Raw genomic sequence first — 24,629 nt, forward strand, 5'->3', positions numbered from 1 at the left:
TATTGTTTAAATTTCCCTTTTGTTACCCGCAGCGTATTCCGAACGCAGGTAGAGATTTCCCCTCTTCCAGAAGCTTTTCCACTTCCCTGCGGAAATGTTCCAAATCTATCGGCAGTATTTCAACGGGCACCTGGGTGTAATCAAAGAACTCGAGGATTTTCTCGTCATCAACAGGTATGATCCCGGCGTCCAGCAGCAGGGTACGGTCAAAGTAACCGAAATTCTGCCGGGCGTCAATCTCGTCCCATTTCAAACCTTCTATAAATATCCTGCGCCAGTTCTCCAGCCAGCCTGCGGTCAAATAAAAGTTGCGGCCCCCGGCATCCAGCTCGGCCAGCCGTTCTCCCAGCAGCATCTCAATGCAGTTTTTAGCCCGGATGACCCGCCCACCCCGCCTGGTCACCATTCGCTCCATTTCCGGGCTATTCCTTTTCCAGAATGCCGCAGCACAAAATTTTTTAGGTTTGCGGCCTCTCAAAAAAGTTTCAAATTTGTTCTTTGACAATCTTTACAACTCAGGGTTTTTCCAGCATAATGCTTAAGTGGCATAGGGGAAGCACGCCTCCTCCTTGTATGAAGAGACCAGGGTTCAGGTTTCCTTTTGCCGGTTTTGCCGGTAGACCAGGCCCGAAGCCACGGCCACCAGTTCCCCCCGCTGGTTCTCCACGGTGATCCGGTACAGCCCCGTATGGCGGGTTAAATTTTCCTCCCGGGCGGTGGCCACCAGTTCATCCCCGGGAGTACTTTTCTTTAAATAGCTGATGTTCATATTTATACCCACGGCGGGCACGCCCCGGGAATTACTGGCGGTACCAAAGGCTACATCGGCCACGGTAAAAATGACCCCGCCGTGGGTGATGCCGTGGATATTGGTCATCTGCTCCGTCACCTTCAGCCTGACCCGGGAATAACCGGGCTTAAGCTCCACTATTTCCACCCCCAGTAACCTGGGGAAAGGATCATTTAAAAGCCACTCTTTTAACTCCCCGGACAGGGTGACATGCTCATCACTCATCCTATCTCCCCCGTTTTTGTTTTCAGTTTCCCCACGTCTTTTAATCCCAACCGGTAGCGGGAAAGGATCTGGACAAGGGTAAAAAGTCGGTCGTTGTCTATAATAGGCAGAACCACTGGTCCGCTACGGTGTATTCCGCAAAGTCACCGTCCATCTGGTAGCCGGTTAAGCGGACTTCGGCGCAGAGGTTTTCCCGACCGGAAAGACAGTAGCTGCAATGGTTGCAGGGACTGCAGCATATGGTTAATAACTCCCATCACCTGGTGTTTTTATTAAGGCCGGCTTTATAGCCGGCCTAACTTACCATTAAGGATAGAAAAAATTTATATTAAAAGCTTATTTTAGAAAACGCTTCATTACTTTACCACCCATTCCCCGGGGGAGGTCGCTGGTGATCACGTATTCTTCCGGTATCTTATAAATGGCCAGGCGTCCTTTTAAGTATTGTAACAGTTCCTGCTTATCCGGCATGCGTCCTTCCTCCGGCACGACGAATGCCTTTACCACCTCTCCCTTGAGCGGATGAGGGACGCCAATCACCGCAGCTTCCGCCACCGAAGGGTGCGACGCCAGGGCTTCCTCCACCTCCCTGGGGTACACGTTAAACCCTGCGGTTATGATCAGTTCTTTTTTCCTTCCCGCAATATAGAAATAGCCGTCCTGGTCCCGGTAAGCCAGGTCACCGGTGTGCAGCCAACCTCCCCGCAGCACTTCCCTGGTTTCTTCCTCCCTGTTGTAGTAGCCCTTCATAACGTTGGGCCCCCTGACAACCAGTTCTCCAATCTCGCCGGCGGGCAACTCCCGGTCTTCTTCGTCCACCACCTTGACCTCGACACCGGGCAGGGGGAGCCCGATGGACTTGATCTTGCGGACTCCGTACAAGGGGTTCAGACAAACCACCGGAGAGGCTTCGGAAAGGCCGTATCCCTCTACAATGGGAAAGTTAAATTTTTTTTCAAAGGCCAGCATGTTTTCCTCTGAGATGGAGTCACCCCCGGAGATGACAAACTTCAACCTGGGGAAAGATGCTTTCTGGCGCAGTTTCAACAGTACCGTGAACATGCTGGGAACCCCACAAAATACGGTTATTCCTTTTTCCGACAGCACCTGTAGCATTTCTTTGGGCCTGAAATTATCCAGAATGGTAATGGTACAGCCGAGGTACAGCGGCAGCAGCACACACACCGTCCAGCCGAAACTATGGAACATGGGCAACACCGCCAAAAAGTTATCGTCCCGCCCGAAGTCCGAGGCTTCGTCCAAGGACCTGACGTTGCCCAGCAGGTTGTCATGGGTCAACATAACCGCCTTGGACTGCCCGGTGGTGCCCGATGTATAGAGGAAGGTACAGACCTCGTCACTTTTTACCTCCGGAAAGCAGACCGGCGGAGCCGTCATAATTTCTTTTTGTGTTTCTTCATCCAGGATGAACAGGGTCAGGGGCAGGCCGGGCAACTGTTTGAGCTGAAGGCCAATTGCCGGACTGGTAACGAGAAAACGGGCGCCGGAATCCCGCAGGATGTATAATAATTCCTGGGGCGTCTGAAGAAGGTTTAAAGGCAACACAATGCCCCCCGCGCGGGCTATCCCCAGGTAGGAATAGATAAATTCCGGGCAGTTGGGTAGGGCTAAGGCCACCCGCTCCCCCTGCTTCACCCCCCGGCTAAAAAAAAACCTGGCGTACTGTTCGATATTATTTTCAAGTTCGGCATAACTAATTATCTTGTCATAGTAACTCAAAGCAGGGTGATCCAGATTCTGATCGTGTCTATTGTGTATATCTGATATAATCAATAAAAACCGCCTCCTTCATGTCAGTTGCTGACCTGTATTTTCGACAGGTTTATTTGCTTTTCCTTTTTAATTCGAACCATAAATAGGAATCGCTTAAAAAAGTAAGCTTCTCCCCCTGCAACTTCCCGCCTATTCAGGATAAAAAAAGGAAGTGAAGAGGCTTGACTGTCAAGAAGAACTAAATATCGGCAGGAAGGAAGTTGAGGCTTACCTGGACGAGCTGTACAGCCGCTTTAAAAACAAAGAGGGCGGGGAGCAGCTGAAGTCCCTCGCCCAACAGTTTGTCGAAACAATGGTTGTTTATGAAGAGGAGATAGAAGTGATACTCAAGATCACTTTGGTTACCGGTGGTGGAGGCGGGCCGTACCATATCAAATCCACAGCGGAAAGGCTTGAACTAAAAAACTACTGCCACCAGTCAACGGCCATAACGGAATAACAACAAGCTTCAATAGGACCATTCTACCCAATCACATTATAAAGCGAAGCAAAACTTTCCGCAAGGGAAAAATCCTGGGTGGCGACCCCTCCTAACCACAGAGCCTTTCCGGGCGAAGCCCGGGCGGCAGCTGCCGGCCACCCACCAGGGCGGGCAGCGGCCACCCCTCGCCGGAGGGCCGGTTGACCCCAGAGCTCGACCCCAAAGCCGGGCCGGCCTTCCGGCCGACATGCACGTAGACCCGAAAAATCCGGCATGCACAGTAAATAAAAGCCACAGGCGACCGGGCTGGACCCTGAAGGAATTGACCCCAAAGGGCGGCCCGGTGGCCTGTGGCAACCTTTCACGTAAACACGGCAGCACCGTCGACGGGACACCGGTGCAACTATCCCCCAGCAACGGCAACGGGATCTGCCACTGAAAACCAGGTTACAGCCGGGCTGCCGCCTGGCACCGCGTAATCCGTCCCGCAGCTGCGGGGTACGAGCTACTCACAGCCTCCGGAAGAAAAAAAAGAGGAGCGGCAGGGACTAACCCCGCTGCTCCAGCTGCCGGTGCTCGCTGCGGGCCTGGGCCGCAGCGGCCAGCTCCAGCCATAGCCGTAAACGCGATGTGCTTGCAGAACACCCCGCCCCCGGATAAAGCTAAATGTCGTCAGTAACGCAGCGCCCGCCCCTGTACACTTAAGCAAAGGCCCGGCGCCCGTACTACGCGGGGGAGCCCCGCCCCACTTTCCTGCCGCCAGCCCCTAACGGGCTTCCGCTTGCCTGGCCATGTGGTCTAAGACCAGCGCGTAAGCAATGTCCTTCCCGAGCAGGACTTTCACCGGTCTATTGAATTCGAATTCGGCCCTTACCTTTTCCAGCTCTTCTTCAAACTCCTTTGTATAGTCCAGTGCTGTGGAGACAATTAAGCCGCAGGCATAGCTATTATTGTAAGACGTGCGGCCACCTCCTGGCCTGCGTCTGGCTTTCCCCATCGCAGGAAGTCGGCGAGGAGGAAGTGCGTGCCAGGATGTTCAACGCCGAACAGGTCCTGTACGGCTACGCCCAGGTAATAACGTCCCGCCCAACATATTTCATGCCGTTAAAAAGAAAAGCTACAGAATCAGGCGAGAGGCCTGAATTTTTTTTGTTCCTGACGGTCCGATAGTGTAAAATAAAATCGAGGTTTCCAGCTAAAGGAAAACGGGAGGGAAAACGGGTGCTAAAGTTTAATAAGTACATATGCCCGATTGGGTTAGTGCTGGGGTTTCTGCTCATTGTTGTGGGATGTGCGCAACTGGCGGTGCCGCAGGAGACCCCGGGAAGCCCACCCCAGCAGGTGCAGGGTGCAGTGGAGGGTGCCGCTGTGCCCGCCGGGAATCCCCCGGACCGGCATGCGGTGAGCACACCTGCAGAAGCAAAATTACAAGACCCGGGCGGCAGCCCGGATAGGGGCCCCGGCGCTCCGGAGAAGGACTCGCTGCCGGGCCTGCTGGCGGCCACCGTAACATATGTGGTGGACGGAGACACGGTCCATGTCGTCTTGCCGATGGTCGGGAGGAAAAGGTCCGCTTCATCGGTGTAGATACCCCCGAATCAACTAAAGAGATCGAGCCCTATGGCAAAGAGGCTGCAGCTTATACCAAAAGCCGCTTGGATGGGCGCAAGGTGTGGCTGGAAAAAGACGTGACTGAGCGGGACAAGTACGGCCGCCTTCTGGTCTACGTCTGGCTCTCCCCACCGAAGGACGACGGCGAGGCCGTAGTACGGACCAAAATGTTCAACGCCGAACTGCTCCTTCAAGGCTGCGCCCAGGTGATGACCGTCCCGCCCAACGTGAAGTACGCAGATCTTTTCGCTAAGCTCCAGCAGGAAGCGCGGGAAGCGGAAAAGGGCCTCTGGGGTGCGGTCGTAACCACACCGGCACCGGCCCCCGTGCCCTCCCCTGGTGGTAAAGCCGGCAACGCAGGGAAACACATAGGTAACTCCACCTCGAAAAAGTTCCACTACCCGGACTGCCAGTGGGCTCAGAAAATAAGCCCGAGGAACCGCGTAGAGTTTAAGACGCGGGAAGAAGCAGTAAACGCCGGCTACCAGCCCTGCAAGGTGTGCCGGCCATAAAGCTATAAATTCCGGATAACAGTTTCATTGGAGGAGATGTACCTGTGGCGGAGCTGGGCGCGCATACTGAGGTTGATCTCCGGGAAGTTTGGGGTAAGGATCATTTAAAAGCCACTCTTTTAACTCCTCGGACAGGGTGACATGCTCATCACTCATCCTATCTCCCCCGTTTTTGCTTTCAGTTTCCCCAGGGCAGGCATATTTTCCTGCCGTCAAAAAGAAAAGCCCCGGTGACCGGGATACTTTAATTTTTCAACGTTGTTTGCCAGGGGAACCCACTCGTTCATTAGGCCCAGGCCGCAGGCGGATAGGTTGTTAAAAAGCTGCTGTTCCAGCTCGTTGCGTTCCACCAGCATGAGCACCGTGGGAAGCTGCTGTATATTCAGTCCTGCAGCCAGACTTTTGTAAACATGCCAGTATGGTACCGGCAATTGCCTTTGCAAGAAGAGGTGGAACAGCATTTCCGATCTGACGGAAAGCTGGATTCATTGTGCCTTCAAAGCGAAAACCATCCGGGAAAGATTGTAACCGTGCTGCTTCCCTGACCGAAATTGTCCGTGCCTGCATGCTATCATAATGAATATGAGAATAGGTGTCTTTGCTTATATGCGCTGTCAATGTACGAGCCGGCATATCAGGTTCCAGCTTGCGCCATTTATTTGGAAACTTTTCTGGATCATAAGGTGGCACTGTTGTTGCCATTAGCCATCTGTAGCGTTCTGACCCCTCTTCAATCACTTCGCCTGCTCTGCGCAGTTGTTCAAGTTTTTCCTTAAATATTTCCAGCGCACGACAGTAAGCTTCCGGATATTCCTCACCCGGTTTCATTCGTTTAAAGATTGGGTAGTCGCGTGGTAGATACCGGATAACGTGGTCGTAAATTCCACCCGAACTTTCAAACCCGGGCCAGTTTCGCATAAGTCGGGCATACTCGGAAACATCAACATTGTCAGGATACGGCATATAAACTGTTAATGGTTTGGGCCCCAGCCCAAGCTTCCCCTCCAGGTGAGCTGTTATAACAGGAAGATCTCCAATAGCTTCCCGAACAGTAACGGCGTTTTTTAAACAAAAATTTCCCGCTGGCGGTTCCACGTAATTATTACCCCTGGCCACCTGTTTTAATGCCCTTCGTGTCATCTCATATCCTGCCGGCAGATCGATCCAGTGCGTGGCAGATGGAAATTCTGGTTCAACATCTAATTCCCTGGCCAGACCAATAAGAAACATCCGCTCTCTCATCTGGGGAACGCCATAATGTACCGCATTTAGCAATGTATAAGAACAGACATACCCGAGTTTCTCCAGGATATTGCAGATTTCCTGAGGAATATTGCGACCGGCATAATTCAGAATATCAGGCACATTTTCCATCAGAATGGCAACAGGCTGGAGTATCCTGACATAGTGCAGAAATCGCAGATAAAGAGTAGCACGGGGGTCCATCTTGAAAGCATGAGGATGCCCAGCCACCTCACGAAGTTTAGCCCTTCCAATCCTGGCAAAAGCCTGACATGGTGGTCCGCCCACTATAACATCAACGAGCAAAGCTGGTTCCTCATTCGGATAAAGTTCCCTCAAACAATCTTCGGGTTCCAGGCATGTGATATCTCTGGGCCTGGCATGAAGTTCCTGTTGCTCTTTTCCTCCGGAGGCGTGAAAATTTCGTGCATAAGTACGGGCCGCGAGAGGATCTATTTCAACGTTGCCGATAATCTGAAAACCCGCAGAATGAAATCCCAGCGACAAACCACCGCATCCGGAAAATAAATCCAGCACACGTGGTTGCTCACCTCTGGCCAGCCTTTCAATTTTGTACATGCGAGGATAACTGGCCATCAAGATTAACAGTACCTCCCTGGTTAAAGAAAATTGCTTTTTTTGCATTATACCAGGTCTTGTTATCGTTGAAAAGTATTACGGGCAGCATGAGCGCACCAGACCAGAACGGGGCATTGATGGCATGCTGGCTGGTTTTTTGCAACACATATTTTATCTGCCAGATCCAGAAGAGCAAAATAAAAATCCCGGGGACGATCACGATCCATAAGAGATGCTAATAGCTCCGCAAATTTCCGGCTGCGCCTGGATGAATCCCGCACTGGCAGACCAAACAGGCGTCCCGTTATTCTTACTGTATTGGTATCCATCAAAACTTCCGGAAGATCCCAGGCAAAACACCTTACTGCACCTGCTATATAATCACTCACGCCCGGTAATGAAAGCAACAGGTGCTTTTCAACAGGTATCTGCCCGCTAAAATCCCTTACCACTATTCTGGCCAGATGGTAAAGCGCTTCTATGCGCCAGAAAAGTCCGAGTGAATGCAGTAAATTGTATAATTCTTCCTTTCCTGCCCTGGAAAGGGTCGCCACATCGGGAAAGCGTAAAATAAACCGCTCGTATACAGGTACAACCTGTAAAGCTCTTGTTCTGTGAAGCAAAACCTCAGCTATCAAAATATAATACGGATTTCTGGTCAAACGCCACGGAAATTGCCGGAAATTGACTTTTCCCCATGATATAAGTGCTTTTCTTACCTCACCAATTTCCATTTTTTCAGGTACAAGGTTAAAATTACCCACAAATATCCTCCACCATGAGCTGAACTGAAGATATTTTGAGAAACCCGGGTAAAAAAGTAGACCAGGACCAGTGGTCCGGGCTGCACTTCATCCTGGCCCTGAGGTTATACACTGCAATTAACCGGATCAAAAAGCCAGTTCCCATCACCAACGCCCTTGCTAAACTTTAACTTCAATACTTCTTCATCTTCCTCTATTAATTCAAGCTCCATAAGAACATCCCTTAACCAGATATATTGCAATTTAAACTCAAAACTTCTGCCGGGAACCGTACCATCTGAAAGAATCATCACATCCTCAGCAGAAATTTCCCCATCTTTTAGTAATTTATTAATGCATTTTTGGAATATCGCATGCCGTACCATACTGGATAACAGAATCAGCCACTTACCTTTTTCCTCTGCCTGCTGTAACTTCAGACCTGCCTCCGTCAGGGTATAATATTCTGTACCTCTCTCCAGAAAACCAAGCGCCCTCCCCGTCTCAAGAACGGCCTCAGCTTGAGACTGGGAAATCTTCTTTTTTAAACGAAGGTTCCTGGCTGTAATACGGTTATGCAACACCGGTACAGAACTAATAAACATTTTTGGGGTTTCCTTAATTTCCGGGATGCCTTCAATATTCACAGGCCCCTCAAACACACAGGATAAGAGAATATTCCGCGCGCAGGACAATGCATCTGCTGTGCTGTACATTGCTTTCTCTGTCAAAACCTCTGTGAAATTCTGTGCCGCATCAACCGGTAAATACATCCGTAAAGCATCAATAAATATCATATCCAGCGGAGAATTCTCGGGTAACCCTGAAAGATCCTCTTCTTCAATCTGTCCTACTTCAGCACACTTCAGGAAAACTTTCACAACATTTGATGATGTTAATTTCTTAACCTGTTCCCCCAAAACTTTCAGCATTTCTGATTCATAACCCAGGATGATGGAAACTTTAAGCAAATCCTCCAGGATACCCGTATCGCAAAGCTGCAAAAATTGCATGAGGTCTGCCGTCAGTATCCTTTCTAAAAATGTCACAGCCTGATAAATGTTACGCTCTCCGGTAACCATGTTAAATAAAACTGCTAGCTGACAGGCCGGGTTCTTTCTGGCTTCTTCACTGATTGAATAAAACCTTGTGGCAAATGAATAACAACCACGGGAAACAAAATATTCCGCCACATGTAACCAGAAAACGGGAAATTCTTCGGCGATCAGATCTGATGCAATGCTATCCAGTTCCCTGATAACATCATCATTAATGCGGTCTAGCGTTGACAACAGCGCCTTCCGTGTCCCCCGCTGCTTGAGCTGCTGTACCATACCCTCGAAAAAGGCTTCCAGCGTCAGGGGCAACTCCAGCGGTTGTGGCTTCTCCCCTGTTTGGGACTCATTCACCTGAAGCTTCTCGTGATTAAAAGATTGACTGCTGGAAAGGATCGTCATTAATCTTCTGTGAATTTCCGGATCAAACCGCCAGCCAGCGTCCTCCTTAACAAAATATGGGAAGGCATGCAACACAGCACTAACGCTCTCACTACTTGCGTGCAATTCCCGCTCCATAATTTTCATCAGCTCTTTTTCAGGCACAACTTCTCCACTAAAATAAGATAGTACATTTACAATCCCGTCATGGATGGTGTTATCATTATTAATTCTCAGGGTCAGGTAGTCCCGGGCTTTCTGCTGCCAGTCAGTCTCAATAACCATTTTTCCTTTAACCGGTGAAAAGCCATAGTTTGCGCTGCTTTTGTTACCCGTTGGAGTGCGGCGTTTTGAAAGTTCATGCTTTAACAACGCCACTTCAGTTCGCAATCGGCGGATTTCCGCCCTCATTTGCTCAATTTCAGGTTTAGTCTCTTCTTTTCGATCAATCAGTTCGTCAAATTTACAGTTAACTTCTTCATTCTTTTTTTCACATTCATTACTTTCTCTGTTCCGTATCTGTTCCAGAAAAGTCTCTCCCAGTATTTCAACAGCTATTTCCCCTATACTGGAGTCGTATAACCCGGTATGGAAAAAGTGGATAATCTCCGGCTTACTAAACTGCATTTCAAGCACATCTCCGTACCGGGCACCCAGGCTTTTCCAGACATTATGCAATCCCGTCAGCACCGGTTCATTCGCTGCCATCCGGGCAACAGCACAGATCTCTCCGTGAACAAAGATACGAAAAACACCGGTATCACTCTGGATAAAATGTACAGGGAAATCATGAAGGTGCAATACGCCTTCCAGGTAATCGGCTACCGTCAGGGGAAAAATGGCCACAGGGCAGGCACCCCTCCAGAAAACTTCTAAATCACCATGCAGTTCCAGGCCATCCGGCCATTTGAAACACTGGAACAGGCATTTCTGCCCCACATCATGACCAAACATCTCCAGCTTCATTCACCCGCACCTGCCACCTTCTCCCGGTCAGAAGCCACCGGTAACAATCTCCCACCCTTTTCCTGTAATTTCCCCGCCTTAATCATGTCCTCAATCAGTTCCGATACCTTTTTATAACCAAGATAGGCCAGACTACCATACGCCGGGTGAGATACCAGATATTCACGTTCCTCATCAGACCAACCCCCGTGGGTTATGGTCAGATACCTGATGTATGTTTCCTTTGTAAATCTCCCCCCTGTATCTGATATCAACCGGAGCACTTGTTCCTCATCATTCCACAACTCTCCCGCAAAACGGGCAGCAGCCAGTTGTTTAACCAGGTTCTGCCCCAGACAGTAATCACAGTTGCCGCAAGTATCTTCCACAGGGGCCCCCATGTGCTCCTGAATAGCTGCTACCCGGCAACAACTCCCCTCTGCGTACTCAACCATCCTGGTCAGTCCTTCCTCGGCCAGCTGTCTGAACTTTTCCACAGGCTCGTAATCAAATTCCCTGGCTGCTTCTGCAGGATAGGGACCTGTATATTCCAAATGTAACTGCCGGTCCCGCGCCAGCCAGTGCACAACACCCTGCTCCATCAATCCAGTCAGTATTTTTACGGTATCCTGTACCGTCTGGCCCAGCTCCCGGGCGATTTCCTGCACAGATACCTCCACCGGCAAATCCTTCATATAGCTGAAAAGAACTGGCGCCTTTGCCCGGTCCACGCGGGATATGAGCACTGTACGGGGCAATACAGTTCTTTTCAACCAGCCCATGCGTTCAAAGTGGTAAAACAAAATGTTGATATTAACGTCTGTTCTGTTTTTCAGTCTGCTGGCCAGCTCATCTTCTGTCACAATTCCTGAGTGCCGCCAGGTAATATTATTCAATTCATAAGCAAAAGCCTTTACATCATTCTGCTTGATAACGCTCTTTTCCAGCAATGACCTTTGTATTCTGATATCATCCTTGTGATAAAAAAGCAGGCAATCGGCAGGTTCCCCATCCCTGCCCGCCCGGCCCGCCTCCTGATAATAAGCCTCCAGGGTGGGGGGCATCTCAAAGTGAATCACCCGCCGCACGTCAGGCCGGTCAATACCCATGCCAAAGGCACTGGTGGCAACCATCACATCTACCTGCCGGCTGAAGAAAAGCTCCTGGGCAAGGGTCCTTTCTTCACCGGTCAATTCTCCGGTATAAAGAGCCGCCCTGATCCCGCAGGCCATCAGGTGGTTATATACCACCCGGGAACGGTGGCGGGAAGCTGCATACACAATGGTGGGCCGCCTATCCGCTGCCAGCATCGCCAGCAGCAGCTGTAACTTGTGGGCAATCATTTCATCCCGTTCAAAGCGGGAAAAATTAACCACCCCGAAATATAAATTCTTTCTTACTGCCAGGTATACAATGGCTTCACCCCGTTTAATGCCCAGGTGATGGCATATGTCCTCCAGTACCGCTGGAGGTGCTGTGGCCGTAAAGGCCGCAACAGGAATCTGGCCAAACCCGGCCAGCCAGTCCCTGATACGCAAAAATTCCGGACGGAAGGAGTGGCCCCACTGCCACACACAATGAGCCTCATCCACCACCAGTTGAACTATCTTCTGTTGCTTCAGGATCCTGCGAAATGATTCGTCGGCAAGGCGTTCAGGCGAAACGTAAAGTAGCCTGATTTGCCCTTCCAGCAGACGATACAATACCTCCTCCCTTCTGGCCTTACTCTGGGTATATGAAAGATAATCTGCACAGTCAATTCCCTTTTCCCTTAGATGATCCACCTGATCTTTCATCAGTGCAACCACCGGGGTCACCACCAGAGTGAGACCGGGTCGCATCAGGGCCGGTAATTGAAAGCAAAGAGATTTGCCTGAGCCGGTATGCATCAGCACCATCACATTTTTCCCTGTCAGAATTCGGCGAACAACTTTCTCCTGAACAGGTCTGAATCCGCTGTACCCCATCCGGTAAAGCATGGCCATTATTTCCGGTCGATAGATTACATATTCCTCATCCTTTAAACAGGAACGGGGCAGTAAACTCACATCTTCCTTTACCCCTTCTGCAGGTATCTCCCTGTTGGGTGCGATAAGCCTGTTAAGCCTACCCACAATGTCCTGAAACGGTTCAACCTGAACCGGTATCGGGTGAATTACCTCCTTAAAATGCTCTGCATAATCCATAAAGGCCAGACGTTTATCCAGCACCACAATTATTCCCTTGTCGTTTCTGGTGCGGATCAGTCGACCGCAGGCCTGGGCAAAGCGCAGAACAGCCAGAGGTAAGTAATATTTTTCAAACCATTTATCCTCACCGTAAAGGGCCATGCGGCCGGCCACCAGAGGTTCATCCACCCCCGCAAATGGGAGTGTTTCGATAATTAAACACTGCAACTGGTCACCAGGAAAGTCCACCCCTTCGGCAAAGGAACGCAGGCCGAAAATAATCACGCCTCGCTCATCTTTGAACTTTCGGATTATGGCCTCCCGGGAAAGTCCTTCTTCCTGGACCAGAATCTCCAGACCGGCACTGCTGGCAAGAGGAAGGCAGGCTTCCTTCATTAACAGCAAACGACTGCGACTGTTAAAAATCACCATTGTTCGCCCCCCGGCGGTGGCAGCCAGCTGGATAATCATACCCGCTGCCTCCTGCCGGTATTCCCTCTCATACTCCCCGCTGGCCAATGGCAGTTCGATGGGTATACAGAGAGTCGCCTGCCGGGCCAGGTCGAAAGGTGAATCGTACTCGGCGTAATGATAGTCACTACCCAGACCCAGGCGTTCAGCCACATACTGGCCCTTATCCCCGGTCGACAGTGTTGCGGACAGAAGTACGCGGGCGGAAAAATTCTTGAGACAGAGGCTGGCTTCCCTCTTCACTTCAAGGGGAGCAACATGTAGCTGAATTTCCTGTGCTCCCTTAACAAACCATACAGCATATCTGTCCAGCCGGCCATTGAGGAGGTTCATAACCCCTCCGGCCCGGGTTTTCTTTTCGTCAAATTTCCGGTCCCTGAGGAGGGAGACCAGTCGTATGAATTCCGGGGTGGTTTTTAAAAACCCGTTTACAGGAACAGAATCGCCCTCCGGTATATTCTGCACCCGGGCAAATTGCTCCATGATTCTGTTTATCTCCGGGAACACTGCATCTCCATAAAAAAAGCTGATCACGCTGGTACTGGAGGAAGTAAAGGCATCCTCCAGGGCATGGGCCTCATCCACAATCAGAGCTGAGTTATCTGACTGTAGAAAGGGTAGTACGGCATGATTGGTAACAACAATCCCGGCATCTTCAGCCTTTAGACGCGCCTGCCTGTGGAAACATTGTTCAAGAGTACAGCTTTCACACTCGTTATATTGCACAGAGCATTCTTTCAATAAAACTTCTCCACCGGTCTCACCGGCACTCATGAATATGGCCTCCACTTCTGACGCCAGGCCAGTGTCTGTTACATTTTCCCAATATTTCAATAACTCTCTCCACGGCCCACCATGTTCCAGGTATTGATTTACCCGGCGTTTGCACAGATAATGGCTCCGGCCTGCCAGGAAAACCACCTGAACAGTTAGTTTTTTTACGGTAACGATGGTACACAATGTATTATAAAATCGCTTTTGCAGTACCACGGTACTGGTGGATAAAACCACTTTTTGTTGTGCATTCTGAATGTGCATTAAAGCAGCAACTATAATGGCCAATGTTTTTCCCGTTCCTGTGGCAGCCTGAATTAGAACAGTCCCCCCCTGTAAACCCTGATAAATTTCATTGATTAAAGCCTGCTGTTGCGGACGATGTTCATAATTCTGCACCACACTCCGCAGGAACTTAAGACTGCCTGATGTTTCAAATCCCAGCCCATCTGTAACATCCCCGGAGTAGTTATTCAGCAAATGTTTTCTGCAGTGGGGTGCCAGAGCCAGTTCCAGCCACCCTTCATCAACCAGGCTAACCCTGTCAAGACACTGTTGAAGTTGAATCATCTCTGCCAGTCTGACCAGTACTTCCAATCCTGTACCGGCTCCGGCATCCAGGCCAGCCAGGTAATCGTCCGGCGTGCTGCAATCATTACCCGGATACATCAGTCGCATGAGTAACGAAAGATTGATTATCCTGAAAGGGAGGGGTAGCCCCTGATCCTCAAACAGCCTGACCACCGCTCTTTTCTCCTCCGGGGACCAGACCACGAGAAATCCATTGCCAGCCACATCCAGCAGTAATTTAACTGCTTCCTGAGTGGTCAGAATCATATCATTGGCCGTATGCAGACGGGTGGCAGCAGCTTTATGGGGGTTGCGGGTTGCTCCGTTATCGATCAATCTGTCAACCTGAACACCATCACTCCCCAGGCAGCTCAAACTGATCACCATCCCCTGCGTATCCTTAAGAGATGCATAGGCAACCTGCAGGACAATACCATTCCTGGTGGAGTAAGCCGGATGATTTTGCAACTCTACTGCCATTTCCTGGTTCTTATCATCCAGAAACCAGCTGGCCTCAGCCGCCCTGGCACTGCCGGCGAGAGCCAGTTGCCGGCTCCATTCAACCAGGTAAAAGCGGTTGTCAGGATATCGCATGGACATGATTTCATAATACTGTGCTGCCTGCTTATGTTTCCCGGATTCAGCCAGACGACGAGCCATCCTCTCTACAGTTTCATCCGGAAAACCCGGGTCAACCAGCCAGCAACTACCATGCTTCTGCCAGCGTTGACCCTCCCCTTTCTTCAGGACCATGTTTATTTCAAAATCTGTAATACCCCGTCCCAGCAGCTTCTGCAATTCCTTAATATTCAATGGCCCCCGTTCAAGAAGTAGTTCTTCTATTTTATCGGCAAGTTTGTCATAGTTCATGGTCTTCACCCTGGGCGGTAATCTTCCGAACCTCTCCACGACCTATCAGAGAGTTAAGTAATTCCGCAACCTTCTGGCCTGTTTTTCCTGTTACCCGCAGACCCACCTCTATATTTGCACCTAGCCCGTGATAGGTAAGATTTGCGGAAGTTACCAGCAGATCCCTATCATCAACAAGCATCAGCTTGGCATGCAGCGAGGTCATCGGATCGCTGGAATCCTCCGGTCTGGTGAAATATTCGGGCGGGGTAACGTCCTCCGGCCACATGGCATTGAGAACAGGTAAACGCTGTTCCAGGCGATCAGCAAGAATTCTGATACGCTGAACTCCGCGCCGGCGGGCTCTTGCCAGTGCTTCAATTATGCTTTCACAACCTGATGTCAGAGAATAACCAACCAGGTCGATGGACCGGGTGGCCCGCTCCGCCATTTCACACAATATTTCCCTGGTGGAACGTGCCGGTATGGATATATTTACCGGACCTGTCCAGACAAGATCCACCCTTTCCTTCTCTCTGTTGGCCACATTCAAAAAATAACTGGCGGTACGCAGAGCAGTGCAGAGCACCAGGGAGTCAGATGCCGAGCGGAGAAATCTGACTGCAGCACCCAGTGCCTGACCGGAAATATCCAGTTCACTGGCAACAGACACTGAAGGAGAGTGGTGGTGCAACCGGCCCTTTTCAAGCGCATCTGCCAGCAACTTGATTTTTTGTGCAGGGAGAATGCGTAACAATAAATCCAGGGATTCAAGCGTTTCCTTTCGCAAACCGCTCAACCCTTCATTCCATACTGAAGAAGCCATAACCGGTTACCATCGGTAGATCCATAACCAGTGCCCGGTCCAGCAGACGGTTGGATTTCTCACAGGAAGTCTCGGAAATTAAAGTGCAGGCATGACAGGCAGCAGCATTGAAACTACCCGTTGCTGCGGGGTCATGTTCGGCACAGAGGGGATCAGAAGAACACACGACGACATCTTCCAGTAAACCATCCATTATACCGGCAAACCTCTCCGGTTCTCCCTGCATAACAAGGCCGCCCAGACTGCCATCTGAATCAGGGGTAGCAGTATAAATTAAAATACCCCTCATCTCATTATCAGCGTATATACGTTCTCTTAAGGAAGAGCTGGAATAACCACACTCCAGTGATAGCTGCCGGATCAGCAGATGGGCCAGGGTATGTAAAAACACAAAACGCGGAGTTATTTCAACCCATTTATAATCATTCTTCTGTCTTTCCCTTAACCAGCGGTTATAGTTCTTATTAAGAACTTTAACCCTCTCCTGCACTTTGTCGATATTTTCCCATCGTTCGATACGCTGTTTATCCAGTATAATGAAAATACCTTCCCCCCGGGTTTCCACTGCAGGAAGCCAATCAGTTCTTTCCCGGCTGAGCCAGGCAAAGGAGGCCTCACTGTCCTCCCCCGGGGGCTCAATCCTGGTAAAACCCCGCAGTACCCGTACCTCCCGCAGGCGGCTGATCAGCACAATTTTTTCTATAAAATCACTGTATCTTACAGGAACCTCACCAGGACTGGCGGTGAAGTTCTCATCATTCTCATTATTGCAGGTGGAAAGCTTCAGCCATTCATCCCATTTCAGATCAGTGGAAATACTGGCATTTTTACGCATCCCAATTATTTGTTCAACTTCCTCGATGGACATTCCCTTAAAGTAAACCCGGGCAATCTGATCCAATGTGACACCCTCTTCAAGCCAATTCTCAATATCTGACCACTTTTTTTCCAGTCTCTGCATCCGGGGGTCAGTCCAGGGGGGAATGGAAACAGCACTGACCACCACCGGAAAATAAACATTGGAAGCACCTCTTAACAGACCCCGTGGTTTGCTATCGCAATCGCTTTCGTCACAATCCCGCCCCAGCCAGGGACGTCTGCCGTTACACCGGGAAAATACATGTGAGGCCCCGGTAGCACCCCCCAGGTCATGTTCCAAACCACAGGTTTTGCATTTAACCACCAGACCCTTCAGGGAGCCGGTGGTCCAGGTACCATTAAGGTAAAGTTCCGGCTGAGAACATACCTTCCCATCCTGATGAGCCCACAAAATCCAGGGAAAATCTTCAATATGTCCCCGGTCGCAGGCCACAATTAATCTGGCCGGGTGGGTTTTACCCCCACAGTTGCAACGTGGCAATCTATTCTGACCTGTCACAGGAAACCTGTTGCTCAGGCGATGGCATTTGACACATACCCGGTAGGTGGGAAAAGAAATACAGGGCACATCAAATTTACCTTCATTTTTCGGGGCATAAAACTCCATAACCCCCAGTATCTTTTGCAGTCTGGGCTCTAAAATGACGTCCCCGTAGGGCCATTCATCTATACCGATGATCATCACCGAATCATCTGGCAGATCCACAATTGCTCCCGGACCGAAGGTAGAAATTAACTGACTGGGCCTGATTTTCCCCGGTATTTCCGTCACTATATCTCCTCCTGCTTACCGCTTTTATAATCTTGAGATGTATAACACTAAATACGCCTGTAAAAAAGACCACATTCCTTTTCCACTTCCCTCAGAGACTCCGGAATAGCTCTGGCCCCTTCCACATTCTGATCATAATGCCGGATAAGCGGTGCCACAGAAGCCGCCAGTCTACCCATGTTTGGTTGTAAATAGCGCAGGTCGCTCTCCTCAAGACGCCTCCGTTCCCACCAGTCAAAGACGCGCTCCAGCTCCAGTTCAAAACGGTCCCGTTCGGCTGGTTCGACATTTTCAACTCGTGTCAGCAGGCTCTGTTTAATCCGGTCTACCAGAGGGCGGTGCTTCCCGAACCGATCAAATTGTCCGGCACCATTATTTGGCGCAAGATCCGGGGCAAGGGTTCTGGCAAGCCCGATGACCACACCGGTTAGCCCGCGATCAACCGCCCTGGGTGAGAAGGGAGTAACACTGGTGGCCTCCACAAACCGGTAGAGCATGGTATGATAGCTGATAAATCGCTCATAGTGAGACATATCCCTGGGTCTATGAGGGTTGTATAAAGTTACCACAAGTCCGGGGTACCGCCGGCCCACCCGGCTGGTGGCCTGAATGTACTCTGAAGTTCCCTTGGGCTGTCCGTTTACTACCATTAAACCCAGGCGATCAACATCCACACCCACGGAAATCATATTGGTAGCAAGCAGAACATCAATGGGATCGCTGGTTGCATCTTTTTCCAGTGCCGAAAGAATCTCAGGAATTTCATCCGCTTTGCACCGGCTTGTTAATTCCACCTGTGTTAGAGGACGGGCATACTCCTCACCCCCTGCGAGGAGACTGATACGGTCCGGTATGTCATCTTCCACCAGTCGAACTGCACCACCAAGTTCCCGCAGACTATTAAAATAACCCACAAGAGTCCAGTATGGGTCCAGTTCTTCGGGTTTGTACAGGCCACTCTGTTTCATCTTCCACAGGGAATGCAGAAGTGAAGCATAAACCCTGACCACGGTTGTTTTCATGCTTCGTTCTCTGGCACATACACCGGCATAAAGTCTGCCCGGTGTTGTTTCTGCCGGTTTTTCAAACGAAAAGAAGTTATCTTCCGCCGTCAGTCCCGGCGGTGGAAACTGACGTACAGCTCTTGCAAAGACCCGGCCTATCTGGTCACCGGCCCGGCGGATAGTGGCAGTGGATGCTACCACTTTGGGACGTACCGGCCGACCATCAACTTCAGTTGTGCAGAGTTCATCCACCATCGCCTCATACAATCCCACCATCGTTCCCAGTGGTCCAGATATAAGATGCAATTCGTCCTGGATAATCAGGTCCGGAGGTGCCAGGCCATCAACAGCAGTAATTGTGGCTCCATTACCAGGTTTATGGGGATCCCTGTCAGCAGGCGTGAGAAAACCCCGGATGGAAGAATATCGGTCTACTTTACCCAAAATGGCTCCCGCCCGGGGTTTCCAGGGTACCCGGGCCATCTTGTCAACAGTGCCTATGACAATCGAAGGTGTTCGTGTATAAATATCTTCATCCACTGTATAGACGGGAATCGCTCTGTTCACATCGTTGACATTTCCGTGAAACTCACATTCCTCCCGAGGGCAGTGTATAAGCAGGCTGTTAATTTTATGATTAATCCGATAGTTAGATGCGGTTAGTTTTTCCCCGCACCAGGGACAGGCATGAAGTTGAACCGGATTCCTGGAGTTTATTTTTATACCAGATCTTATATCGTTCAGTGCTTTCTCTGCATCTTTTACATCATTTGGTGTACTTGACTGCCCCACCCAGAGCCCTATACTGAAGGGAGTTGTACCCCAGGTTCCAGGGTCCCTGCGGCGCAGAACCTCACAGGCGCACATCAGAGCAGCCGCCCGCTGAAACTGTTGTATGGTTAAAAGACGCAGGGTGTAACGCATTAAGACTGCCGTACCTGACCCGTTTAGCCCTGCCCCGGTCAGCCGTCGCCAGGCAATGGTAAAGGCTGCCAGTCCCAGATAAGCCTCCGTTTTACCACCACCGGTAGGAAACCAGAGTAAGTCAACCAGCTCACGTTCATCATCCGCAGGGTTAACAATACCCTTCAGGTTAAGCAGTATAAAAGCCAGCTGAAAGGGACGCCATCGACCGTTCAGATCTGGTGCTGATGTTTTCCGCCTGCCGGTTCGCCTGTACTCTGCTGCCCACCTGCCATAAGAAAGCTGGTAAAGCATCGCTTCATTGGCAAACTGGAATGCCTTTCTCACCCGGCAATTATGTAGCAAAGCAATACCGCCCCGGATGCGCCCCAGTACATCCCGGCACCGTGCCAGATGCTCTCTGGCTACCGGTTTCTGCGAGTCCTTCAGATCAGCAACCTCTTTTTCTTTTGCCGTTATCCAGTTCTCATAAGCCCGCGGTAACTCCTCCAGTTCAGAAATGAGCTCTTCCGGATCGGAGCAGCGGGCCAGAAACATCATATCCAGACAACGCAAATCCCTCAGTTCCAGGTGCTCAACCTTCGGCAATTCAAAGGTGGGAATGATTTCTGTAAAGACCCTGCAGGCCAGCCGACCCTCAACGCCACTCCAGCCAACTGCACAGCCATGTCCAACACCAAACTCCATTTTATTCCGGTAGAGAAGGCTGAATGTTTCGATATCCGGGTCTGAGGAATTGTTTTCCAGGGAACGCTCGACAAATACAGGTTGAGAACCATGTCCTTGAAGGTGAATTTCCGGTTGAAACAGGCAGAATCTGTCAAGCATTTCCTTCTCTCCGGGCCGGCGATTGCCGTTGAACAGAAACACTGTCAAAAAGCGTTCTTCGTTACCACTGCGACATATCCATTTAAGCCGGCCACCCCTGGCTAAGTTTCTTGAGTCACTGTTATCATGGCCAACCGGAATATCAATGACTTCCGCAACAGGAGTTCGCTTCCAGCCACTATCCGGGTCAATCTGATCATACACTCCGTATGATACATAACATTTTACAAGCTCTGTATCTTTTTTCACCATAACAGTTAAGCCGATGGATGAAGGCATAAAGGCCATTGCCAGCGGCGCCTGTTCAAAATCATTTACATCATCCAGTTCTTCAGATTGACCTGTGGTTTCTGCCCTGCTATCGTCTTCCATTGGGTTGATTGGTGTCTGGTCGGGATATAAAATCCCGGTTAAGTAGTGAATGGTTGGCGGATCCTTGATTTGTTCCTCTATATCACCGGGACCCACCAGATCAATCCGTAAGTTTTTCAGAATTTCTTCTCTAATACCGGTCATTTTACTCACCTTTCTGTTTATCGTAATGAAATTATTTACGCCAAAATCATTGATTGATCCAGAAAACCAGGCTTACTGGCAGTTTGAGGTTATTCATCGGCCGTTATTAATCGCAGGTGGCTGCCGCGACTGCCCGGGAAATGTATCAACCATTTTACCACCACCCTACTGGCTCCGACCGGTATGCATCTCGCAGCACAGTATAACGGCATGAAGCAGCTGTCCTCAACGGCCTGCTGCATTTGTTTAAGATCCGTATTTATCTTTATCTGAACGGTAACCACCAGACATTCGATGGATTATCGAATTTTTGAATCATTTTACCCGGCAGTTTTCGTCCTGCAGGCAGCCGATGCTTACCAGAATTGGAAACTTAAATTTCGCCACCGGCTTGCAAATTTCCTCCATATGTTCAACTCTTTTTTCCTTTTATTTTCTGGACTAGAAACCTTGATTCTATTTTACACTATCTCACAGGCAACGGGCTAACAGGGAACAAAAAATCAGGCCTCTTGCCTGATTCTATGAATAGCAGGTCGGGTTAATGAAAGCTTTAAACTGCGCGCCCGGTCCCCCTCGCCGGCCCCCCTGGTCGGACATCCACATGATTAAACCCCACATACCGGCCTCCCCCCGGCCACCCAGTTCTTCGGCGACAGCTTACACTCCCCGGGACGGCACCCGACACGACAATGTCTGCCGCGTTACCCAGCAGGTACTGGCTGTTCAAGGTGCCGGGTGAGGCAGGAGCGGCCCGAGCGCCACCACGGTGAGCGGACCGGCGATGCCGTCCACTTACAGGCCGCAGTAGCGCTGCGGCGCCTCCACCGCCCGCCGGGTGAGCAGGCCGAAGATGCCGTCAACCGGCCCGGGGTCGAAGCCTGCGGCGGCCAGTTCCCGCTGCAGTTCTGTCACGTTCAACCCACAGCCGCCAGGAACCGGCATCAGCGACCGCCCTCCACGATCTGCCGTATCTGGTCCACGTCAACGTCTGACTGCCTTGCCACCAACAGAGGTCAGCAGGGTGATGGACTTCTGCAGTTCTTTGAACAGTGGCTCCAGGCGCACAAGAAGGTAGCCGGCAACCACCATTGGAAACCCGTAGTTCGCCACCAGCTTGAAAATTTCCTCCACCATTGACACTTCCCGTACAAAAAATAAAGGGTGGTATCCCCACCAACCCGGCCGCCATTGGTTTTTTAAGAGGCCTCCTCGAAGAGCACGTTTGGTCGTGCGGTCTGTGCGCTTACCTTGCTCACCAAAGCGCCGCCGGAGGTCAAAAAGACGTTCCTGGCGATGATCTGATCCATCGCGTTCTGCACCTCGGCGGCGGTCAGGTTGTCCCTGGGGTTGTTCAGGTTGAGCGTGATATGACGTGGAGCGCTACCTGGACAGGATCTACGAGCCCTTTAAAAACAGAGAAGACGAAGAGCACTTAAAGCCCCTCGCCCAACAGTTTGCCGAAACAATGGTTGTTTATGAAGAGGAGATAGAAGTGATACTCAAGATCACTTTGGTTACCGGTGGTGGAGGCGGGGGGATTCGAACCCACCGTCCGGAAGAACAGCCACAGGAGTTTCTCCGAGCGCAGGCTGTGTTTTAGCTTTCGCCCCTTTGGCGGCCACAGCCAGCCTCCGCAGGGGCTATCTCGTTTTGATGTCCCGCCGGGCCTCCGAGAACCGTCCCGGCGGCAAGCCCGTTAGTCTGACACCCTATCCCGCGTCACGGGCCGGACCCGGGTAGGATGTGGCCGCTAAATTAAGCAGCCAGAGCGTATTCTTCGTTGGCAGTTATTGTTTTTCCACCGTTTTACGGGCTGATGGAACCCCGGCTCGCTTCTCCTGCCACCGCTTCCCCCGTCGAAACCTTTCGCCCCCATGTCACATATTACATCTTCCCCCGCAGGGCCCGCTCCATTTCCCGCTTTGCGTCCCGGGCGGCCATGTCTTCCCGCTTGTCGTACACCTTCTTGCCGCGGGCCAGAGCCAGTTCCACCTTGGCCTTGCCCCGGTCGTTGAAGTACACCTTTAGCGGGATCAGGGCCAGGCCCTTTTCCCGGCTCTTGCCCAGCAGGCGCAGGATCTCCTTTTTATGCATCAGGAGCTTGCGCGTCCGCTTGGGCTCGTGGTTGAAGCGGTTGCCCTGGTCGTAAGGGCTGATGTGCATATTATACAGGAACAGTTCGGCGTTTTCAACGCGGGCGAAGCTGTCCTGCAGGTTGGCCCGCCCTGCCCGCAGGGATTTGACCTCGGTGCCGGTCAGGGCGATGCCGGCTTCGTAGGTTTCCAGGATGTGATAGTCATGGCGGGCCTTCCTGTTTACCGTGACCACCTTTCCCACCATGACCACCTCCCCTGCTGATAAATAAAGCCCTACCTTCAGGCGGCTGGGCTAAGTAACTTCTTTAAATACCTATACTTATCACAACAGCCTATACTTATTATAGCAGTCTATACACAAATGTCAACAGGCAATTCCATTTTCTGGCCCGAAGGCCCTGGGGGCAACCGGACGCATGGGAAAAAAGCCGGCAGAAAGAACCTGCCGGCCGGCATCTTTTATAGCCCCATTTCCCCGGCGATCCCCTGCATGGACTTAAGCCCGATTTCCATGAACTCCTCCAGGGAGAGCCCCATTTCGGAGCAGCTTTTAATTTGTTCCCTGTTCGCCCCCCGGGCAAAGGATTTTTCATGAAAGCGGTTGAGGAGGAAGGGGACGTCTATGGCGGAGAGCTTCTTTTCCGGCTTGATCAGGGCTCCGGCCACAATCAGCCCGGTCAGGGGGTCACTGGCGTAAAGGGCTTTGTCCAGCAGGCTCTGCCGGGGCAGGCCGTGGACTTCATTGTGGGCCCGGACGGCGTAGACTATTTCCTCCGGCAAACCCTCCCGGGCCAGAAGGTCCGCCCCTTCCATGCTGTGCCGGGCGGGCTCGTCCTTCGTCCAGTCGTAGTCGATGTCGTGGAGCAACCCGGCCAGGCCCCAGATATCCTCGTCCTGGCCGAAATGCCTGGCCAGGCCGCGCATGACCGCTTCCACGGCCAGGGAATGCTTTACCAGGTTGCGTGTTTTCAAATGCCTGGTGAGAAGAGTATAGGCTTCGTCCCGCGTCACGTTTGAAGACTCCCTTCTTTTATAGTCAGAAACCTGGCCGTAGCCCGGGCGGCCACCCTGCCGTCGGGAAGGATGAGGCGGGCGGAAAGCTCCCATAGCCGCCCTTTACCGCCCACCTTCCATGCCTCCACGGTCACCGGCACGCCCACGGGCACCGGGTGGCTGAAACGGGTGAGCATTTCCGCCGTCATGGCCGCAACGCCCCGGCGCCAGAGCCACTGGGCCATGGCCTCGTCCAGCAGCGTGGCAATCAAACCGCCATGCAACAGGCCGTCCCAGCCCTGGTGTTCTTCCCCGGCGGTAAAGGTGGTCCGGCAAACATCGCCCTCAAGGGAAAACTCCAGGTGCAGGCCGATGGGATTTTGGGGGCTGCAGGCAAAACACATGCCGTCACTGCGGCTGAAACCGTACATGACCTTCATTCACCTTGCTTTTGGGTACTCGCCACACTTATGGGGAAGTGTCCCTTTTTGAACACGGTATACAGATATTTTACCAAAAATTTCTCGTTTCGCAAGTGGGGCCGGGTTCACGGGCCCCAACCTGGCGGCTGTCTTGTAAGTGAGCCAATTGCGATGTTCGGAAGTAGAGATGAATAGGCCGTTTTAGGGCAGTGGCAAAAATATTTTACCCCGGCACG

Annotated in this window: 22 protein-coding genes and 1 other RNA gene; 4 read left to right on the forward strand and 19 right to left on the reverse strand. The window is 51.3% G+C overall.

Translation table 11 applies throughout. The annotated features are described in order from the left end of the window. Positions 1-22: 22 nt before the first annotated feature. From D7024_RS13125 to D7024_RS13140, 4 genes are all read right to left on the reverse strand, one after another. Positions 23-415: a DUF1638 domain-containing protein gene (locus tag D7024_RS13125; RefSeq protein ID WP_121452590.1), complete on the reverse strand. Its 393-nt coding sequence runs from the start codon at positions 413-415 to the stop codon at positions 23-25. A gap of 174 nt (positions 416-589) precedes the next feature. Next, a complete protein-coding gene (gene paaI, locus D7024_RS13130; RefSeq protein ID WP_121452194.1) occupies positions 590-1,015 on the reverse strand; it encodes a hydroxyphenylacetyl-CoA thioesterase PaaI in 426 nt (141 codons plus the stop codon). 97 nt (positions 1,016-1,112) lie between these two features. Continuing rightward, positions 1,113-1,256 carry an alcohol dehydrogenase catalytic domain-containing protein gene (locus D7024_RS15615; protein ID WP_121452591.1) on the reverse strand — a complete coding sequence of 48 codons (144 nt, stop codon included), beginning with the start codon at positions 1,254-1,256 and terminating at the stop codon, positions 1,113-1,115. A gap of 95 nt (positions 1,257-1,351) precedes the next feature. Beyond that, positions 1,352-2,809: a long-chain-fatty-acid--CoA ligase gene (locus D7024_RS13140; RefSeq protein ID WP_165859373.1), complete on the reverse strand. Its 1,458-nt coding sequence runs from the start codon at positions 2,807-2,809 to the stop codon at positions 1,352-1,354. Between the two features lie 151 nt (positions 2,810-2,960). Between D7024_RS13140 and D7024_RS13145 the strand changes: the two genes are divergently transcribed. Beyond that, positions 2,961-3,248, forward strand: a complete 288-nt coding sequence (locus D7024_RS13145) for a hypothetical protein (RefSeq protein WP_121452195.1) — start codon at positions 2,961-2,963, stop codon at positions 3,246-3,248. Positions 3,249-3,996: 748 nt separating this feature from the next. On the opposite strand, the gene D7024_RS13150 is transcribed toward D7024_RS13145, so the two are convergent. Next, positions 3,997-4,227, reverse strand: a complete 231-nt coding sequence (locus D7024_RS13150) for a hypothetical protein (protein ID WP_121452196.1) — start codon at positions 4,225-4,227, stop codon at positions 3,997-3,999. Positions 4,228-4,451: 224 nt separating this feature from the next. On the opposite strand from D7024_RS13150, the gene D7024_RS15240 reads away from it, so the two are divergent. Beyond that, a complete protein-coding gene (locus D7024_RS15240; protein WP_243113785.1) occupies positions 4,452-4,817 on the forward strand; it encodes a hypothetical protein in 366 nt (121 codons plus the stop codon). 23 nt (positions 4,818-4,840) lie between these two features. After that, entirely contained in the window at positions 4,841-5,353 is a 513-nt protein-coding gene (locus tag D7024_RS13155) for a thermonuclease family protein (protein ID WP_243113859.1), read from the forward strand. Between the two features lie 315 nt (positions 5,354-5,668). Here D7024_RS13155 and D7024_RS13165 read toward each other — a convergent pair whose 3' ends face one another. From D7024_RS13165 to drmA, 7 genes are all read right to left on the reverse strand, one after another. Beyond that, positions 5,669-7,192: a DNA cytosine methyltransferase gene (locus D7024_RS13165; protein WP_243113860.1), complete on the reverse strand. Its 1,524-nt coding sequence runs from the start codon at positions 7,190-7,192 to the stop codon at positions 5,669-5,671. Between the two features lie 62 nt (positions 7,193-7,254). Beyond that, complete coding sequence (locus tag D7024_RS13170; RefSeq protein ID WP_207666936.1) at positions 7,255-7,938, reverse strand: HhH-GPD family protein; 684 nt, start codon at positions 7,936-7,938, stop codon at positions 7,255-7,257. Between the two features lie 104 nt (positions 7,939-8,042). After that, positions 8,043-10,319 carry a bZIP transcription factor gene (locus tag D7024_RS13175; protein ID WP_121452197.1) on the reverse strand — a complete coding sequence of 759 codons (2,277 nt, stop codon included), beginning with the start codon at positions 10,317-10,319 and terminating at the stop codon, positions 8,043-8,045. Further along, positions 10,316-15,151, reverse strand: coding sequence for a RecQ family ATP-dependent DNA helicase (locus tag D7024_RS13180; RefSeq protein WP_121452198.1), 4,836 nt, complete (start codon positions 15,149-15,151; stop codon positions 10,316-10,318). The genes D7024_RS13175 and D7024_RS13180 overlap by 4 nt, the downstream gene beginning before the upstream one ends. Beyond that, complete coding sequence (locus D7024_RS13185; protein ID WP_121452199.1) at positions 15,141-15,956, reverse strand: phospholipase D-like domain-containing protein; 816 nt, start codon at positions 15,954-15,956, stop codon at positions 15,141-15,143. The genes D7024_RS13180 and D7024_RS13185 overlap by 11 nt, the downstream gene beginning before the upstream one ends. Continuing rightward, on the reverse strand, positions 15,934-17,607 hold the full coding sequence (gene drmB / locus D7024_RS13190; RefSeq protein WP_121452200.1) for a DUF1998 domain-containing protein: 1,674 nt from the start codon (positions 17,605-17,607) through the stop codon (positions 15,934-15,936). The genes D7024_RS13185 and drmB overlap by 23 nt, the downstream gene beginning before the upstream one ends. A 47-nt stretch (positions 17,608-17,654) precedes the next feature. Further along, complete coding sequence (gene drmA, locus D7024_RS13195) at positions 17,655-20,879, reverse strand: DISARM system helicase DrmA (protein ID WP_121452201.1); 3,225 nt, start codon at positions 20,877-20,879, stop codon at positions 17,655-17,657. A gap of 544 nt (positions 20,880-21,423) precedes the next feature. Here drmA and D7024_RS14605 point away from each other — a divergent pair. Further along, a complete protein-coding gene (locus D7024_RS14605; protein WP_125185656.1) occupies positions 21,424-21,621 on the forward strand; it encodes a hypothetical protein in 198 nt (65 codons plus the stop codon). Positions 21,622-21,674: 53 nt separating this feature from the next. Here D7024_RS14605 and D7024_RS13200 read toward each other — a convergent pair whose 3' ends face one another. The 7 genes from D7024_RS13200 to D7024_RS13230 all read right to left on the reverse strand — a co-directional run bounded on the left by D7024_RS13200 (position 21,675) and on the right by D7024_RS13230 (position 24,402). After that, positions 21,675-21,824, reverse strand: a complete 150-nt coding sequence (locus D7024_RS13200; protein WP_121452202.1) for a peptidoglycan-binding domain-containing protein — start codon at positions 21,822-21,824, stop codon at positions 21,675-21,677. A 39-nt stretch (positions 21,825-21,863) separates the two neighbouring features. Beyond that, positions 21,864-22,016 (reverse strand): YvrJ family protein, encoded by a 153-nt coding sequence (locus D7024_RS13205; RefSeq protein ID WP_243113786.1) that lies wholly within the window; start codon positions 22,014-22,016, stop codon positions 21,864-21,866. A 62-nt stretch (positions 22,017-22,078) separates the two neighbouring features. Continuing rightward, on the reverse strand, positions 22,079-22,249 hold the full coding sequence (locus D7024_RS13210) for a DUF2922 domain-containing protein (RefSeq protein WP_121452203.1): 171 nt from the start codon (positions 22,247-22,249) through the stop codon (positions 22,079-22,081). A gap of 154 nt (positions 22,250-22,403) precedes the next feature. Beyond that, positions 22,404-22,756: a transfer-messenger RNA gene (ssrA, locus tag D7024_RS13215) on the reverse strand. 10 nt (positions 22,757-22,766) lie between these two features. Further along, on the reverse strand, positions 22,767-23,222 hold the full coding sequence (gene smpB / locus D7024_RS13220; RefSeq protein WP_013824272.1) for an SsrA-binding protein SmpB: 456 nt from the start codon (positions 23,220-23,222) through the stop codon (positions 22,767-22,769). 215 nt (positions 23,223-23,437) lie between these two features. Then, positions 23,438-23,989, reverse strand: a complete 552-nt coding sequence (locus D7024_RS13225) for an HD domain-containing protein (RefSeq protein ID WP_121452204.1) — start codon at positions 23,987-23,989, stop codon at positions 23,438-23,440. Beyond that, complete coding sequence (locus tag D7024_RS13230) at positions 23,986-24,402, reverse strand: PaaI family thioesterase (protein ID WP_341466986.1); 417 nt, start codon at positions 24,400-24,402, stop codon at positions 23,986-23,988. Before D7024_RS13230 ends, D7024_RS13225 begins: the two co-directional genes overlap by 4 nt. Positions 24,403-24,629: the final 227 nt, after the last annotated feature.

The organism is Desulfofundulus salinus (genome assembly GCF_003627965.1).
GTDB lineage: Bacteria > Bacillota > Desulfotomaculia > Desulfotomaculales > Desulfovirgulaceae > Desulfofundulus > Desulfofundulus salinus.

Coding starts and splice junctions, on each gene's coding strand:
- D7024_RS13125 (WP_121452590.1), bottom strand. CDS start 415: ATGGAGCGAATGGTGACCAGGCGGGGTGGGCGGGTCATCCGGGCTAAA.
- paaI (WP_121452194.1), bottom strand. CDS start 1,015: ATGAGTGATGAGCATGTCACCCTGTCCGGGGAGTTAAAAGAGTGGCTT.
- D7024_RS13205 (WP_243113786.1), bottom strand. CDS start 22,016: ATGGTGGAGGAAATTTTCAAGCTGGTGGCGAACTACGGGTTTCCAATG.
- D7024_RS13180 (WP_121452198.1), bottom strand. CDS start 15,151: ATGAACTATGACAAACTTGCCGATAAAATAGAAGAACTACTTCTTGAA.
- smpB (WP_013824272.1), bottom strand. CDS start 23,222: ATGGTGGGAAAGGTGGTCACGGTAAACAGGAAGGCCCGCCATGACTAT.
- D7024_RS13230 (WP_341466986.1), bottom strand. CDS start 24,402: ATGTACGGTTTCAGCCGCAGTGACGGCATGTGTTTTGCCTGCAGCCCC.
- D7024_RS13175 (WP_121452197.1), bottom strand. CDS start 10,319: ATGAAGCTGGAGATGTTTGGTCATGATGTGGGGCAGAAATGCCTGTTC.
- D7024_RS13165 (WP_243113860.1), bottom strand. CDS start 7,192: ATGGCCAGTTATCCTCGCATGTACAAAATTGAAAGGCTGGCCAGAGGT.
- D7024_RS14605 (WP_125185656.1), top strand. CDS start 21,424: ATGAAAGCTTTAAACTGCGCGCCCGGTCCCCCTCGCCGGCCCCCCTGG.
- D7024_RS13185 (WP_121452199.1), bottom strand. CDS start 15,956: ATGGCTTCTTCAGTATGGAATGAAGGGTTGAGCGGTTTGCGAAAGGAA.
- D7024_RS13150 (WP_121452196.1), bottom strand. CDS start 4,227: ATGGGGAAAGCCAGACGCAGGCCAGGAGGTGGCCGCACGTCTTACAAT.
- drmA (WP_121452201.1), bottom strand. CDS start 20,879: ATGACCGGTATTAGAGAAGAAATTCTGAAAAACTTACGGATTGATCTG.
- D7024_RS13200 (WP_121452202.1), bottom strand. CDS start 21,824: ATGCCGGTTCCTGGCGGCTGTGGGTTGAACGTGACAGAACTGCAGCGG.